The organism is Chlamydia muridarum str. Nigg, assembly GCF_000006685.1.
In the GTDB taxonomy this organism is placed as follows: Bacteria; Chlamydiota; Chlamydiia; order Chlamydiales; family Chlamydiaceae; genus Chlamydia; species Chlamydia muridarum.
Genome location: NC_002620.2, coordinates 234492 through 250733, shown reverse-complemented (window position 1 = coordinate 250733; position 16242 = coordinate 234492). Strand labels below are relative to the sequence as shown.

Below are 16242 nucleotides of genomic sequence, written 5' to 3'. Positions count from 1 at the left end.
ATTGGGCTTAAAAAGCGGGTTCTATTTGGAAGGGCTTACTATCGAAATCTCTTAGACTTTTTTGTAGCATCTCCTCTCCAGCAAAAGAAACAAAAGAAGCTTCAGAAAGGTATTTCTCAAGTCGGTTACGCGCAACTTCACAAATTTGTTCCTTTGTTGTTGCTAAAACAGCTTGACGAAAGGCTTGACGAACGAAAGGCACTTTACCGCTTCTTGATCGATAGTAAGACACAGCCCCACGACTCCCCGGTGAGATAGGATCATCTAAATTTTGAATCACTCCAAGAATTCCTTCGTGAACATCATCCTCCGAGAACTCTCCTGCAGCCATATCTCGAATTCCTTGTAAAAACACCTGATACGTAGCTGAAACTTCTGGATCACGATAACTATAACAATAGAAAGTACCCCGGCCAAGGTTCGCGCTAGCTCCTGATCCATAGGCTCCCCCCTGCTCTCGAATCTTAGTATGTAAAATTACATTTCCTAAAACCTCCGCAGCAACAGAAAGAACAGCCGCGTCTGGGTGATCATAAGAGAGAGACTCCAACGGGAACGAAAGCACATTGTAAGCGCCCCGAGCAGGAATCATAATACCTCGCGAATCGTTAACCTTATCGAGAACAGGATTTCTCCATAGTTCTCCAGAACCTAATCTATCATCTAGCAAGCCAAAAAATCGCTGCTCATGTAGAGCTTGATAATTTGCTTTGCTGCTACTGATGACAAGCTGTCGTCTACCAACAAAGCATTTCTTATAAAGAGTTTGTAAACGGTTTGTAATTTCTTGGGCTTGCTGATCAAAGTTATTAAGAAGCTCGCGAATATGCTTAACGTAGGGCATCCCAGACATGAGATATGCCAGCCCTCCTGTAATAGACTTATTGCAGCAAGCCAAACTAATCGCATACCCCATAGGGCTATTTCTCACGCTATTAGTTAAAGACTCTGCATGCTGCATCAACAGTTCTTTAAGACGAACCGTATCGGAAAAATCTATGGTGGTCAGCGTTTCTTTCATTACTTGGAATAGATATTCCGCTTTAGAGATTAAAGCCTTACCTCGAATGCTTATAGAGGGAGAAAGCCGATTAGAATCCGTAGCTTGCGAAGAAAATTCATAAAGAACATCCACTCCTCCAGTATGCTCTAAAAGAAATTCTAGATGCTCTTTGTAAGAGCGGCCCCCGCTTCCTAACTGAAGCAAAACAAAAACAAGAAGACGCAACCAAGGTAGTTCTTCTACTGAAAGAGCAGGAAGATCAAAGACTAATTCCGCAAAAATAATGTCATTAGTAAAGCAATCATGGTGAAGAACCTCTCCTTCACCAAAAACTTCTTTCTCTAAAACAAATTCTTTCCCTAAAGCGGGGACCTTATCTAAAGAAAAAAGAGGGAGTATTTTATTTAAATCTTCTTCTTGAGACTGATATGCCTCTAAACGATTAGAAATGGCATCTACCCTTTCCAAATCTTCTTCACTCATTTGCGTTTGAATCGCATGAAGAACATTACGCTCTTCCTTGTTCTCTTGAGCAATTAACTGCGAATCTGGAAGAAGGATAACGCGAGCATAATGCGGATTATCTAGAAAATATTTCCGCACCAATCGAGGCAAATAATCCGGATCCTGAATATTTTTTCTAAGATTAGCAAACAAAGTATGGATTCTCAGACCATCTTCTGCTTTCCCTCCATGCTGTCTAAGCAATCCTGCTCGGAAAAATAAAGACAAGCCATAAGGGACAGAATATCCTGCAATTTCTTTCCTTGCTAACTCTAGCTGGTGCACAGCGCCTTCAACTAGATTTAGAGGAATTCCCTCCTGCAAAATCTCTTCTAAACTAGCTAAAATCAAGCTCTCCAACTTCGAGCTTCCTGTGTGCGAACACCCTTTACAAACAAGATATACAGGAATCTCATGAAGCTCACTGTCAATACTCATATCGGCCTGCTTGCAGAGCCCTGATTTTAACAATCGAGATTTGAGAGGAGCTGCATCCGTTCCCATAAGGACTAAATCCAGTACATGCAAAGCAAGTAGATCCTGTTGATCAAAAATCGAACAAGTTAACCAAGCTAATCCAAAAAGTACCTTATCCTCATCAGCCCCATCAGATGGATATTTATCCATAACACGAACAGGCTCTTTGAAACGTTTTTGCAGAGGAAGAGTCACACTTTGCTTTTCTACTTTCCCCACACGTCTTAACAATTTCTCTTCTAGAAAATCTAAATGACGAGTGGGACGAATGCTTCCATAAAAATAAAAAAGACAACGACTTAAAGTGTACTGACTTTCATGAAAAGCGCGAACAGTCTCTAAATTCAAAGAAACAATTTCCCTAGGATCCCCTCCGGAATTCACTCCATAAGTTACTGCTGGGAATAAAGCAGCATTCATAGCTTCGCTGAGTCGGGATTCTCCTGACATCAAGGCCCCTTTCATCTCATTGAAAACGATACCTGTGTAAGAAAGAGCGCCTTCTTCCGTACGTTCATATCGCCAAGCTTCTTGTAAAAAACTATTTTCCGTTAACAATGGATGGAATACTGCATCAATATAAATACTCAGCAAATTATAAAAATCTTCCGGTATCTGAGAAGCCGCAGGATAACAGGTGAAATCAGCACCTGTGAAGGCATTCATAAATGTATTTAAACTACGTCTTGTCATTGAGAAAAAAGGATCCCGCACTGGGTAACTCTCAGACCCACATAAGGCCATATGCTCAAGTACATGAGCAACTCCACTAGAATCCTGAGGACAAGTCCGGAAAGAAATATTAAACACATTTTCATCGTCATCATTGACGATCATCATGATTGTTGCTCCTGTCGGAGTGTGTTCTACTTCGATGAGTTTACTTTCGATCTCGGGAAGATCCTGACTCAATTTGACTACAAAATTTCTATAGGTATCCCCAGTTTTCATATCCCACTCAATCTTCTACAACGGAGGAGTTAATCTGTTACTCCTCTACTTCATTTCTACCTAACAATAAGAAAGACAGACTACATGGTTGAGTCTCTTATATCCACACAAATATTCTTTCTAATTTTTTCTCTTATAAAAAGAAAAGGGGCTCAATCGAGCCCCCCCTTTCTCTAGATCTTTTAGAACAAAAGTCTGCACTATTCATCAGACTTTAAAACAACGAATCGAATGACTTCTCCTTGAGAAACCATAAGGAGAACATTCTCTCCTTTTGCATTCTTCAAGACCTGATTCAATTCTTCAACAGAAGAAACTCTCTGTCTGTTTACAGCCAGAATAAGTTGTCCTGGAACCACTCCTGCAGAAGCTGCAGGAGAACCAGCTTCTACGGACACTACAAAAATCCCTCGAGTATCAGACGCTAATCCTAGTTTCTTGCATATCTCTGGAGTAAGATTCTGTACCCGAACTCCCATTTTTTGAAGAGCAGATACCCCATCCTCCGCAGGAATTTGTGTAACAGTGACAGGTATTTCAATGAATTTCCCTTCACGCACAACTTTTAAGACAACACGAGTCCCTGGCATCATCAAAGAAATCGCATTACGTAAAGCACTCAAAGACTCCACTTCTTTCCCATTGTAAGCAACAATGACATCTTCCTGGCGCAAACCTGCTTTTTCTGCAGGAGATCCCTTAACAACATCCGTAATCAAGGCTCCGTACACCTTTTCTAATTTGTAACAAGCGGCAAGCTCCGAATCAATAGGCTGTAAGGTTACTCCTAAAAATCCTCTCGTCACCTGTCCATCGCTAATGAGTTGGTCAATAACTCGTTTAGCCATTAAGCTAGGAATGGCAAATCCTATTCCAATGTATCCCCCGCTACCGCTAACGATTGCTGTATTCACTCCAATAACCTGTCCATCAATGTTCAATAATGGACCACCTGAATTCCCGGGATTAATTGCTGCATCCGTCTGAATAAAATCTTCAAAATCAACAATATGTAATTGGTTTCTTCCCTTAGCACTAATCACGCCAACGGTTACTGTGGCTTGTAATCCGAAAGGATTTCCAATGGCTATTGACCAATCCCCTATCTGAAGCTGATCAGAGTTTCCAAAAGTTAAAAAAGGGAGATTTTTTGCTTGGATCTTAATCACAGCGAGATCCGTTTTAGGATCTAATCCTATGATTTTTGCGGTGTATTTTTGTCCATCGTGTAAAGTAACATGAATTTTCCCCGCATCTTCCACTACGTGATGGTTGGTCACAACGTACCCATCTTCTGACACAATAAAACCTGTTCCTCTTACAGCATCACGCTGTTGGGGACGAGGCTGCTCTCTATGCGAGGGTAAACCAAAAAATCGATTGAAAAACTCATCATTGAAATAATCAAAGGGATTCTCTTGAAAACCCCTTTTATTCCCAGGAGAAGCAATAGCTTGACTCCCAGTTTTAGGAAAATTTTCTATATACACAACTCCTGGAGTTGCCTGAGCAGCGACTTTGGAAAATCCTCTAGACACTTCTTTTAGCAAATCTTCTTGGGAAAGTTCCCGATCACTTTGAGATGCTGCAAGACAAATGCCAGTACTGGAATCTTTCTTTGGCGCACTATAGCCCAACATGGGCGAAGAGAAAACTGATGTCGATAGCAACACACATAATAATCTTTTCATCATCTTTTCCTTGATAAGCGATCCAGGCGTCTAGGCCTTTTTTTATTTTATGCATTATTATGCACTATGAAGAGCAGTTATGCAGCATACAAAATCTAATGATGCAAATCAAGGAGACTACTCTGCTAATTCCTTCTCCAAACTACTAATGGGAATTCAGAACAGACGCAACAGCCTCTCCTATAAGTGCAGGAGATTCCACAACGACAACTCCAGCCTCTCTTAAAGCACGTTGTTTACTGAAAGCATCCCCACTATTCCCTGAAATAATTGCACCCGCATGCCCCATACGTTTCCCTTTCGGAGCCGTAGCTCCAGCAATAAATGCAATCACAGGCTTACTACAGTGCTGGCTTATCCAATCAGCAGCATCTTCTTCGGCACTACCTCCTATTTCTCCAATCATAAGAATAGCCTCAGTCTGTTCATCCTTTTCAAGCTCCTGGAGAACATCAATGAAAGAAGTCCCATTTAGGGGATCTCCCCCAATGCCAATACATACACTTTGTCCAATCTTTCTCTGTGTTAACTGCCAAACCGCTTCGTAAGTTAATGTCCCAGATCTAGAAATGACTCCAACATTTCCTGGTAAGTGAATATACCCTGGCATAATGCCAATTTTACAAGCCCCGGGCTTAATCACTCCGGGACAATTAGGGCCAACTAAACGGCAAGAACTCTTCTCCATAAGAGAATTCACTGCCAACATATCTTGTACAGGGATTCCTTCTGTTATACATACGATCAACTCAATCCCCGCATCTTCAGCTTCAAAAATAGCCTCTGCAGCGAACGGAGGAGGAACAAAAATCATTGAAGCACGGCATCCCGTTGCTTGCTTTGCCTCTAAAACAGAGTCAAAAATAGGCAAATCTAAAAACTGAGTCCCTCCTTTACCCGGAGTAACGCCACCCACAAAGTTAGATCCATAGGCGACACATTGAGTGGTATGAAAAGATCCTGCTTTCCCCGTAATACCCTGCGTGATAATCGGCAGATCTTTGTTTAATAATTCTAACACAGTCTCTCCCCAGGCTAACGACTTAATTTCACTGCGAGCTCAGCCCCCTCACTCATAGAGGCAACAAATTCACAAGGAATTCCTGATCTAAGAATGATTTCTTTTCCCTTATCTACATTCGTTCCTTCTAAACGAATCACCGTAGGAATGCTTCCTTGTTGTCCCTGCATAGCTGATACTAGCCCGGAAGCAACAACAGCACAATCCATGATGCCTCCAAAAATATGAATGAACAACACGCGAACATTTTTATCTGATAAAACTAAAGAAATCGCTTCTTGAATTTGCTTTTCCGAAGCGCTTCCTCCAACATCTAAGAAATTCGCCGCTGAGCCACCATATAGCTTAAGAATATCTAAAGTACTCATAGCTAACCCAGCTCCGTTTACTAAACACCCAATGGTTCCATCTAAAGCAATATAAGAGAGTCCCAGCTGCTTAGCCAATACATCTCGGATGTTTTCTTGAGAAGGATCATACCAATCGGCCAACTGTGGATGACGATAGAGAGCGTTATCATCAATCGTTATTTTAGCATCTAAAATAATCAGATCCCCATCTTTAGTAAGCACTAAAGGATTGATTTCCAATAAAGAAGCATCATTATCATAAAAACATTGTAATAACTTACGGATGATGTGGTTCCCCCGATCAGCAACGAGTTTATCCCATTCCATAAATTTAGCAATGTGGCGCAACTGATACGCGTAAATTTTCCCTGAAGAAGGAAGAGCTATTTTTAACAACAGATCTGGTTGTTTTTCTGCAATCTCTTCGATATCAATGCCCCCTGATTTAGAAAGCATAATCACTGGGCAACGATGCTTTCTATCAATCACAATAGCAATGTAATACTCCAAAGCAATCTCTACTAGAGGAGAAATCAAAACTTTATTAACTGGCAGGGACAATCCAGCAGTCTGATTACTAGAAAATTGCATATGCAGAAGCCGATCAGTTGCTGCTAACAAGTCCTCCGGAGAACGCGCAACAATAACTCCTCCATTTTTTCCTCTCCCTCCAGCATGAACCTGAGCTTTAACAACTCCGCTTCTCCATTGCTCAGCTTGAATTGCGACTTCAGCTTCAGATAGGGAAGTTGCTACATGATAAGGAGGAATAGGAAGTTGATAAGAGGTTAAAAGGTCCTTAGCTTGATACTCATGAAGATGCATAAATAACCCTTTAATTTTTCCTCCTTATCTTTTATTATCCTTTTTACTTCAATCAACTTTACCCTGTCTGTGTTCAAGTTTTTCGGGAACAAACTTCGCTCTCTTTTTAAAAAGACTCTTCCTTCGGACTTATTGGAATATGCTGAAGCTCTTTTATATGAGGGGGATTTTGGTCCTAAACTAACTGAAGCCTTTTGTAACGAATTACGTCGGCATAAACATCCTGATGAGCGCTTGATTAAAGAGCTTATCCGCTCTTTTCTATCTGATATTATAGCTAAGTTACCTCAGAAAAAGAGCTCTTCTGCTCACCCCCATGTGACTCTTATTTTAGGAACAAATGGCTCAGGGAAAACGACTACAGTAGCTAAACTCGCCCACTATTGTCTTTCTCAGAACCAAACGGTTTTAATCGTAGCAACAGACACCTTCCGCTCTGCAGGAATGGAACAAATGCGTTGTTGGGCAGACTCTTTAGGTTGTGGATTTATTTCTGGTAAGCCAGGAGGGGATGCTGCCGCTATAGCTTTTGACGGCATCTCTGCTGCAGTTGCTAGAAACTATGACCAAGTAATCATAGATACCTCTGGACGACTACATACTCACACGAACCTTCTCAAAGAACTTCAAAAAATTGCCACTGTTTGCAATAAGGCTTTTCCTGGAGCGCCTCATGAAACTCTCATGACCGTTGATGCAACCTTGGGAAGCAATACGTTAAGTCAGGTAAAATTATTCCATGAGGCGGTGCCTATCGATGGATTAATTTTTACAAAAATAGAAGGCTCCGCTAAGGGGGGCTCCCTCTTTCGAATTGCTGACGAGCTAAAAATTCCTACACGATTTGTAGGATACGGAGAAACAGTTTACGATTTCGAACCATTTTCTATAGATCGCTTTCTCGATAAACTGCTGGATGTTTAACAGAAATAAAATCTCTTTTAAACACAAAAGGAGATATTTAGAACAAATATCTCCTTCTTCTTTTAGCGTCTCTTATCTGAAGAAGCAAAAATTTGTAGCAAATACCAGAATATCATAATCACGTTACAATACATCTGTAATGCCATAATCAAAGAGAGTTTGTAACTCAAATCTCCATGATCTCCCACGCTGCGAGCTACACGACGGATAGATTGAGCATCAACCACCGTTAACCCCACAAAAATGATCAAGCCTAAGTAGCAGATTAACAGATACATTAAAGGCATAGGAGTGAAAAGAGACACTACCAGAAACCCTAGGGATATTACCATAAGGCCTATAAGCGCCAACATTAGAATTCTATGAATTTGCGTTAAGTCACTTTTAGTAAAAGCTCCATAAGCAGCTGACAATCCAAAAATGACGGCAGCGGACCCAAACGCAGCCCAAACAATCCCTCCTCCAAACTGAGCAGCATACACAGGAACCATCGTTCCAAAAAACATTCCTTCTAAAACAGAGTATGCCAAGAACAACCCCATTACAGCAGGAACAGAAAGCTTCTGAATCTGAGCTTGGATGTAGAAAGACACACCTAATGTTGCGAAACACCACACCCACCACAAGGAGAAAAGAGTTCTATAAGCTCCCGTTGCATATAGCCCTAAAGATGTCAGGGCTGTCACAGCCAGCCCTGCAGTCATCCATCCATACACTCTGGAAGAGAAGGTCCCTGGTAAACGGGAATCCTGCGTGTAATCACGATCGTATAATCCCATGGAGATCTCCTATTTAAAAACTTTTTACACTTCTTCTTTCTAAAACGTATAATACAGGGGTGCGAGATTTAGCACAGTATATCCTAATAAAATCAATAGGACGGTCTTTCCTCCTGGCAATATTTGTTTGCCAGAACAATGCCGTTTTCCATACCGGCCATTCCATAGCATCGCTACCGGGAACAATACGATAATACAAGCTCCCCCTATTCCCCCAGCATAACGCAAACAAGACAAAACAATCTCGGGATAAGAAACCGCCCATACCAATGGGAACACCAAAACTAATAAAAATAAATTCAATCGCTGCTTACGAGCATCCCATTTAAAAATATCTATATAAAAATCTTTCAAGGCCAATGCAGTCCCTATAAAAGAGGTGACTAGCGCAAAGAATCCGAATAATTCTCCAGCGATATGAAAAGCAGAATTTTTTAAAGCTCCTTGAAGAGCACCTGCAGCAGTCCATCCTAGTTCCTTAGCTTTCAGCAAATAAACTAATGGAACTGTACCAAGAACCAATGCTTCCCAAATTACATACAAAACTAAAGGAATCAGGCTTCCTATAAAAATTGCCCGTTTAACTTCTCGAACATCCCCATCTAAGTAATGGTACAATGAAGGCACGACATTTTGAAAACCAAAAGCCAAGAAAAAAATAGGCAAACTATTTAGGGAAGAAAACCATGATGCTCTTAATAAAAGATCCCCTTGCACACGCGGAGCTCCCAAGATACAGAAAAGACCGAAAACCAGGATAAGACCGAAAACAAATACTCGGTTGCAGTAATCGATGATCGAGGTTTTTGCCATAAGTAAAGGAGCAAAAATGCAGAAAAATAAGATAGGCATAACATGCCGAGCCCATGGATTTTCAAGAACCCCATCTCCAAGCATACGAGAAAGAATATTCCCCCCATCGCAAAAGTAGGCAACAAGTAAGGAATAAAATAAAAACAAGTAGACTAAACACAAAACTATGCGTCCTACTTTCCCCAAAGTTTCTTCTGCCATGGAGCACAAATTCGCTTGCTTATTCCCTTTGCACCAGGTCAAAACCTCCAAATAACCATAACCAGAGGCCAATGACACTAACCAAGCAAGCATATACAGTAAGGCAGCAGGCAAAAACCCATCCAAAGCTGTTAAAACAGGCACAGCTAATACTCCGGCTCCGATCACGGTTCCAGCAACAATTAAAACCCCTCCTATACATTTATTCCGCATACATATCCTCCTTCTCCCCTTTTGTACTTATTTCACTAGGGAGATCTCTTCTTATTAAAAAAATAACTCCCCAGTCCTATACGGGGGAGTACTGACTAGAATACCTCTTGTTTCATAATCTGCATCCATTTTCAAAACACAAAAATGCTCGCACCAACAACTGTTTAATGCGAGCCTAAGTTATTGATTTAAAAAATTAATATCCAAGAAATTTCTGTACGATCAAGACTAAGTTCACAAGTACCAGTCCTGACATAACTAATAAAGCTCCCTTACCTCCAGGGAGAATTCTTTGACCGTAGTATCGTTTCTTCCCATAGCGCCCTTTCCAGACCATAAGTACAGGGAAGACTCCCAATACGATGGTCTCTCCTAAAGCTCCGGTACACTCCAAACATTTCAAAACAATGCCTGGATAGAAAACGGCCCACACCAAAGGAAATACAAAAACTAATAAAAAGATTTCTAATTTACGTTTCTTCTCATCCCATTGAAAAGCATCTATAAAGAAATCTTTTAGCCCAAGAGCTACACCAATAAACGAGGAAATTAAAGCAAAAAATCCAAAAAATTCCCCGGCAATATAGAAAGCAGAACACTTCAAAGCTCCTTGCAAAGCCCCAATCGCAGTCCATCCTTCCATCTTAGCTTGTTCCAAAAATGAAACTGGAACAGCTCCTAATACAATGGCTTCCCAAATTACATACAAAACTAGAGGAATGAAACTTCCAATTACAATAGCCTTCTTTACATCTCTTACGTTTTTGTCCATGTAATGGTATAGAGTGGGAACCACGTTTTGAAATCCAAAAGCTAAAAACAAAATGGGGAATCCTTTTAAGGTTCCTCCCCATGAAGATCTCACTAATAGTTCTGTTTTCATCAAAGGGAATCCGAAATAGCAAAACATAGCAAACGATATCCCTAATCCCAAAACAAAAACTCTATTACACTGATCAACAATAGAAGTTTTTGCCATTAAAAGAGGAGAAAACAGCGCGAAAAATACTATAGGCATAGCGTGTCTGATCCAAGGCGTATCCCAATCACGGCATCCCATGACACGCATAAGAATATTTCCACCATCACAAAAGTAAGCAACTAGAAGGGAGTAGAATAAAAGCAGATAAACCAACCACATGATTACCTTGCTCTTGTACCCTAAAGTACACTCTGCCATGGAAACCATATTGACGTTCTTTCTTGCATGTAGCCAGGTCAACACTTCTAAAAAACAGTATCCAGAAGCTACTGCTATTAACCAAGAAACAACATAAAGTAATGTTGTAGGCAGAAATCCTCCCTCTGAAGTGGCAATAGGAACAGCTAACACTCCGGCGCCAATGGTTGTCCCTGCGACAATCAAGGCTCCACCCAACATTTTGTTTATCATGAGAATACCCTTCTTAAAGAGATGAATCCATTTAACATCTCTCGATTCTCTCTAACATACAGATGGTTATGCTATTCATCAAGAGAGAAAAAAATTGTAAATCTCACTCTACAGTCACAGATTTAGCTAAATTCCTTGGTCTATCCACCTCAGTGCCTTTTTGCAAGGCCATCGTATACGCCATGATCTGTCCCGCTATAGCAAATAAAATAGGGGCTGCAAGATCATGACTATCGGGAATATAAATTTGTTCGTCAGAAACCGCTGCAATATCTTGGTTCGATTCTCGAGCAAGAGCAATAACATAGGCTTTTCTAGCCTTTACCTCCATAATTGCCCCAATAGTTTTGGTATATACAAAGGGATCCCCGCAATATACAATAACAGGAGTCCCTTCCTGAATAAGAGCAATTGGCCCGTGTTTCATCTCTCCCGCGGGATAAGCATTAGCTTCCACATAAGCGATTTCTTTTAATTTCAAAGCCGCTTCCATACAAATCGGGTACATAAAACGGCGCCCTAAGAAAATAAAGCTCGTTTCTTTACTTTGTCGACATCGCCAATCATGAATAGAACTATCCAAGAAAAGTCTTGTCAACCGAGGCAGCTCTCTTAATCCCTGTACCGCTTGCATCAAATCTTGTTTAGAAATCTCTTGACGCTGACTTGCTAATTTCAGACCTAGAAGAATCAATACTAATAACTGCGCTGTAAATGCCTTTGTTGAAGCTACCCCCACTTCCAAACCGGCTTCGATAAATACGCAATGGTCTACTCGGGAAGCGAGCACAGACCCTCGTACATTACAAATACCCAACACACGCACTTCATCTAGTTTACGGAACTCGTTTAGAGCAGCCAAGGTATCAGCAGTCTCTCCCGATTGGCTAATCAAAATAGCTAAAGAACGTTTTGCTATGTATGGTTGACGATAACGAAACTCAGAAGCGGTCTCCACATACACGGGAATCGAGACCATTGACTCGATGACATACTTGGCTAAACAACCGGCATGATAAGAAGACCCACAAGCCACGATATGCAAACTCTCGATACCTTCAAAAGAAAATTCTTTTAAAAAAGATTCTGCAAATCCATTCTCTTCACACACAAAATGCAAAATACGTTCAAACACCTCTGGCTGCTCATAAATCTCTTTGAGCATGTAATAATCAAAACCTTGTTTATCTAAAGAACCTTCTGCATGGTCTATACAGCGCACTTCTTTTTGAATACGAGACAACTCAAAGTTGTAAATCTCAACAGGCCGTCCTATACGTAAAACTGCCAGCTCTCCAGAAGCTAAGGTTTGTATTTGGCACGAATACTTCAAAAAAGCATGGACATCAGAAGAAATGAATACCTCTTCTTCTCCTAATCCTAAAATAAGCGGGCTTTCATAGGTAGCGCATAGTAAAATTTCAGGGTGATCCTGGTGCACTAAAGCACAAGCGAAACTTCCCTGTAACTGTTTCAGAGTCCATGAAAAACTCTGAACTAAATCTCCTGTTTCTCTATATCGACTCGCAAAAAGTTGTACAATAACCTCTGTGTCCGTATCCGATGAAAACTCAACGCCCTTACTACTCAAATCTTCTCTAAGCGTTTGAAAGTTCTCTATAATTCCATTATGAACAAGAGCACAACTCTCATACATATCCACATGGGGATGTGCATTGAACCTTGAAGGCTCCCCATGTGTAGCCCACCGAGTGTGACCTATCGCTACCTGAGAATGCATATCAGAAGAAACCTTCGAGCATAGCTGACTTACAGGCCCTACGGATTTTTCTACAAACAAATGGTCTTTAGTGAGAGCTGCTATTCCTGCAGAATCGTACCCACGATACTCTAGTTTAGATAACCCTTCCAAAACTAGTGGCACAGCATTTCTTTGTCCTAAATATCCAAATATTCCACACATATCGATTCCTACTATTCAGAAATCTCTGCTCCTCCAATTTCTGCTTCTACAACATCCACAATTGTTTTAGCAAGAGAGTCTACCTGATGCTTCTTTGTCCCTTCGACCATAACTCTACAAATATTTTCTGTCCCAGAATATCTTAACAGAATACGCCCAGAATCACCCAGAATCTCTTTTACCTCTTGGAGAACCACTTGCACATTACTTAAAGAATCTAGCGGCACTTTTTTAGCCACAGGAACATTAATTAGTGATTGAGGGCTTTTTACAATACAAGCAGTAAGATCTGATAGCGTTGACTCGCTTTCAATCATAATACGCAATACCTGGAGAGCAGAAACGATTCCGTCTCCAGTTGTATTGTAATCCAGAAAAATCATATGCCCACTTTGTTCGCCACCTAAAATAGCTTTCGTTTCCAACATATGTTGTAACACATGTCGATCTCCTACAGGAGAGATCGTTACTTGTATTCCCAGGCTTTCTAAATAACGCAACACTCCAAAATTGGTCATTACGGTTGCCACAACGCGATTCTCAGGCAAAGCCTGTCTTCTCTTTAAATCACTTGCGCAAATGCTCAGAAGCATATCTCCATCCACTATATGCCCCTTTTCATCAACCATAATTAAACGATCACCGTCCCCATCCAAAGCAATCCCTACATCAGCTTCATGCTCGATAACAGCTTTCTGAATAATCGAAGGCCACAAAGCACCACATCCTTCGTTGATATTACATCCAGATGGCTCACAACCATAACAAATCACTTCTGCATCTAATTCTTCAAAAACAGAAGGAGCTACTCTATAAGCTGCCCCGTGAGCACAGTCTAAAACGATGCGTAATCCCTTTAAAGTTCGTCCCTTAGGGAAGGTGGCTTTTGCATATTCGATGTACCTTCCCATAGCATCTTTAACACGTTTATTTTTACCAACCGCATGATCTTCAGGAAGGCCCCCAAAAGATTTTGAGGCTATCATAGCCTCTATACGCTCTTCTACAGCCTGTCCAATTTTGAATCCATCGGAAGAGAAAATCTTAATCCCATTATCTCGATAAGGATTATGGGATGCAGAAATCATGATCCCAGCATCCGCACGATAGGCTCGGGTAATAAAAGCAACACCCGGAGTAGGAATGGGGCCTAACATGAGAGTCTCTATCCCCATGGAAGTAAGTCCTGCTATAAGAGCATTTTCAAACATATATCCAGAAAGACGGGTATCTTTACCTACAACTACACGATGTTTACCAGAATGTCTTTCCAATAAAACCCCTGCAACAGCTTTACCAAGAAGAACTGAAGTTTCTACTGTCATAGGCTCAAAGTTCGCTCTTCCCCTTATGCCATCAGTTCCAAATAACGGGCTTACATCACATGTCATTGTCCTATCCTCAAGAATATCCTTTGGCTCAAAACTACCCGATCCTTGATTTTCAAAGATAAATATTCCCTATTTTTATCAAAATCTTTGCATTTACCTCCTCAACAACGCCTACACAATATTTCACTGGCTATCAATAGCTTACTGTTTCACCAGCAAACAAACATTATCTGGACATTCACTTTTTAAATAAGAAATAAGAAAATAATTATCGAAAACTAAACGATTTATTTTTTTTATTTTTATGACCCCCTATTTAGTAGAAACTTTAGTTACCTGCTGCATTTTGCTTTCTTTAGGGATGGTCTTAATTTTTGCTTTTGCAATTGGCATACTGCTTAAACTCCACAAAATCATGAAACACGTCAGCCGACTTGCTGATTTATTCAACTTCGAAGCTAGATGGCTAGCACCCCTATTTCTTGGAAAAAAGTTTGTTCTGAATTGGCTACGAAAGAAATACAACAATCGAAAAATTTCTCAATTAGCAGAAGAACTCACCAATGATGAGGACTCCGAAGATTCTTGCAGCAACAGATTGATTTTTGGAGTTAAACTTGCAGCCATTGCCTTATGTGCATGGCTATTTATAAGAAAAAAAGACTAACTTTTTTGGAGAGAGAAGGATGTTCAAAAGCCAAAAACCTAAAAAAAATAAATGTTGTATGTGGTTACGTGGCGTCCTATTCGGAGGCATTCTAGCTACGCTACTTACTAGTCTTTTTGTCCCTAAAAGTGGAATTCAGCTCAGAAAAAAGCTCCTTCGAGTCAAAACGTCCGGCACGAAAAAAGGACGAGCGTTACTCCGAAATTCTAAACACCATACACGAGAATTCGCTGAACAAACAAAAACTCTAGCAAAGAACATTTCCAAAGAAATTCAGGATTTTACTCAATCGATTATTGACGAAAGTCGTCGTGATTAGTTTTTGTGCTCCAAAACCAGCCTCGGCCTGTGTAGGCCGAGACGTCTTATGTTAGGCAAAGTCGTTCTTAAGAAATCGAAGCACGTCTCCCCTTTTTTATACCTAGCCTTTGTTTACCAGCCTTAACGGACTCTCGCAAAGCTTTCATATCATGCAGAAATACCTTCTTCCGCAACGAAGAATTCTCCTTCTGAAGAGCACCGCACTGATCACGCATCTGTGTAAGTTGCAAAGATTGCTCCTCCAGAACATTTTCATATCCAGAGACATCTTCCTTATATATCTCTGTATCATTTTTCCATCCTATTGAAATATTATTTACTTCTTCTTGTAATGCCTTGGCAGCTGTCGTAGCCTCTGCTAGCAAGCTTTGAAACTTCGATTTCATCTCCATCCAAAGCTGATGTTCTTTACTCCATAAATTAGATTTTTTAACTAGCAAACAAACAGCTACTGATAAACAACATAAACCAACAGCTACAACTACCGAAGCAACAATAGCTCCCAGTAGTCCCCAGCCAGCGGCCATAGAACATCCTACTATCCCCATTGTCAAGAGTCCAGCAACTCCAGCTATTATGCTGATCAATCCCGCAACACAGAATGATTTAACAATAGAATCCTTTCGAGAGAATTGCGCAGCCTTAGCCATTTCGACTTCGTTAATAAAAGAAGTCACGAACTCGGAGGTCCCATCATTAGAAAGAATAGTCATTAGATCACCTTTAAAGAATCATCATTCAGATGGATAAAACAAGCTTAGACAAGCCTCTGAACAATTTTATTAAAAACCAGGAAAGTTTTTACTCTCTAATCAACTTATTGTCTAAACAATTAGAAAATATTTTCTTTAATC

13 protein-coding genes are annotated in these 16242 nt (G+C 40.6%); 3 read left to right on the top strand and 10 right to left on the bottom strand.

Annotation, left to right across the window (positions count from 1 at the left end; all coding sequences use genetic code 11):
* Window positions 1-7 precede the first annotated feature (7 nt).
* The 4 genes from TC_RS01065 to sucC form a co-directional block, all read right to left on the bottom strand.
* The gene (locus TC_RS01065) at window positions 8-2935 is read right to left on the bottom strand and encodes an insulinase family protein (RefSeq protein WP_010229831.1); all 2928 of its coding nucleotides are present in this window, start codon (window positions 2933-2935) and stop codon (window positions 8-10) included.
* 200 nt (window positions 2936-3135) lie between these two features.
* Window positions 3136-4629, bottom strand: coding sequence for a serine protease HtrA (locus TC_RS01060; RefSeq protein WP_010229828.1), 1494 nt, complete (start codon window positions 4627-4629; stop codon window positions 3136-3138).
* A gap of 142 nt (window positions 4630-4771) precedes the next feature.
* A complete protein-coding gene (gene sucD / locus TC_RS01055; RefSeq protein ID WP_010229825.1) occupies window positions 4772-5647 on the bottom strand; it encodes a succinate--CoA ligase subunit alpha in 876 nt (291 codons plus the stop codon).
* Between the two features lie 14 nt (window positions 5648-5661).
* A complete protein-coding gene (gene sucC / locus TC_RS01050) occupies window positions 5662-6822 on the bottom strand; it encodes an ADP-forming succinate--CoA ligase subunit beta (protein WP_010229824.1) in 1161 nt (386 codons plus the stop codon).
* A 69-nt stretch (window positions 6823-6891) separates the two neighbouring features.
* Here sucC and ftsY point away from each other — a divergent pair, with 69 nt between their 5' ends.
* On the top strand, window positions 6892-7746 hold the full coding sequence (gene ftsY / locus TC_RS01045) for a signal recognition particle-docking protein FtsY (RefSeq protein ID WP_010229820.1): 855 nt from the start codon (window positions 6892-6894) through the stop codon (window positions 7744-7746).
* A gap of 62 nt (window positions 7747-7808) precedes the next feature.
* On the opposite strand, the gene TC_RS01040 is transcribed toward ftsY, so the two are convergent.
* The 5 genes from TC_RS01040 to glmM form a co-directional block, all read right to left on the bottom strand.
* Window positions 7809-8525: a Bax inhibitor-1/YccA family protein gene (locus TC_RS01040; RefSeq protein ID WP_010229817.1), complete on the bottom strand. Its 717-nt coding sequence runs from the start codon at window positions 8523-8525 to the stop codon at window positions 7809-7811.
* Window positions 8526-8564: 39 nt separating this feature from the next.
* Window positions 8565-9758, bottom strand: coding sequence for an aromatic amino acid transport family protein (locus tag TC_RS01035; protein ID WP_100065006.1), 1194 nt, complete (start codon window positions 9756-9758; stop codon window positions 8565-8567).
* A gap of 190 nt (window positions 9759-9948) precedes the next feature.
* Window positions 9949-11145, bottom strand: coding sequence for an aromatic amino acid transport family protein (locus TC_RS01030; RefSeq protein ID WP_010229808.1), 1197 nt, complete (start codon window positions 11143-11145; stop codon window positions 9949-9951).
* Between the two features lie 103 nt (window positions 11146-11248).
* A complete protein-coding gene (glmS, locus tag TC_RS01025) occupies window positions 11249-13069 on the bottom strand; it encodes a glutamine--fructose-6-phosphate transaminase (isomerizing) (protein WP_010229805.1) in 1821 nt (606 codons plus the stop codon).
* Between the two features lie 11 nt (window positions 13070-13080).
* Window positions 13081-14460: a phosphoglucosamine mutase gene (glmM, locus tag TC_RS01020; protein ID WP_010229802.1), complete on the bottom strand. Its 1380-nt coding sequence runs from the start codon at window positions 14458-14460 to the stop codon at window positions 13081-13083.
* Between the two features lie 244 nt (window positions 14461-14704).
* Between glmM and TC_RS01015 the strand changes: the two genes are divergently transcribed.
* Together TC_RS01015 and TC_RS01010 are read left to right on the top strand one after the other, a co-directional pair.
* Window positions 14705-15067 (top strand): hypothetical protein, encoded by a 363-nt coding sequence (locus TC_RS01015; RefSeq protein ID WP_010229799.1) that lies wholly within the window; start codon window positions 14705-14707, stop codon window positions 15065-15067.
* 19 nt (window positions 15068-15086) lie between these two features.
* Complete coding sequence (locus TC_RS01010) at window positions 15087-15386, top strand: YtxH domain-containing protein (RefSeq protein WP_010229797.1); 300 nt, start codon at window positions 15087-15089, stop codon at window positions 15384-15386.
* Between the two features lie 67 nt (window positions 15387-15453).
* On the opposite strand, the gene inaC is transcribed toward TC_RS01010, so the two are convergent.
* On the bottom strand, window positions 15454-16101 hold the full coding sequence (inaC, locus tag TC_RS01005) for an inclusion membrane protein InaC (protein WP_010229795.1): 648 nt from the start codon (window positions 16099-16101) through the stop codon (window positions 15454-15456).
* Between the last annotated feature and the right edge of the window lie 141 nt (window positions 16102-16242).

Bases quoted from the DNA above. Each gene is read 5' to 3' on its own strand.
- TC_RS01065 (WP_010229831.1), bottom strand. From the start codon at position 2,935: ATGAAAACTGGGGATACCTATAGAAATTTTGTAGTCAAATTGAGTCAG.
- TC_RS01060 (WP_010229828.1), bottom strand. From the start codon at position 4,629: ATGATGAAAAGATTATTATGTGTGTTGCTATCGACATCAGTTTTCTCT.
- sucC (WP_010229824.1), bottom strand. From the start codon at position 6,822: ATGCATCTTCATGAGTATCAAGCTAAGGACCTTTTAACCTCTTATCAA.
- TC_RS01040 (WP_010229817.1), bottom strand. From the start codon at position 8,525: ATGGGATTATACGATCGTGATTACACGCAGGATTCCCGTTTACCAGGG.
- TC_RS01030 (WP_010229808.1), bottom strand. From the start codon at position 11,145: ATGATAAACAAAATGTTGGGTGGAGCCTTGATTGTCGCAGGGACAACC.
- glmS (WP_010229805.1), bottom strand. From the start codon at position 13,069: ATGTGTGGAATATTTGGATATTTAGGACAAAGAAATGCTGTGCCACTA.
- glmM (WP_010229802.1), bottom strand. From the start codon at position 14,460: ATGACATGTGATGTAAGCCCGTTATTTGGAACTGATGGCATAAGGGGA.
- TC_RS01015 (WP_010229799.1), top strand. From the start codon at position 14,705: ATGACCCCCTATTTAGTAGAAACTTTAGTTACCTGCTGCATTTTGCTT.
- TC_RS01010 (WP_010229797.1), top strand. From the start codon at position 15,087: ATGTTCAAAAGCCAAAAACCTAAAAAAAATAAATGTTGTATGTGGTTA.
- inaC (WP_010229795.1), bottom strand. From the start codon at position 16,101: ATGACTATTCTTTCTAATGATGGGACCTCCGAGTTCGTGACTTCTTTT.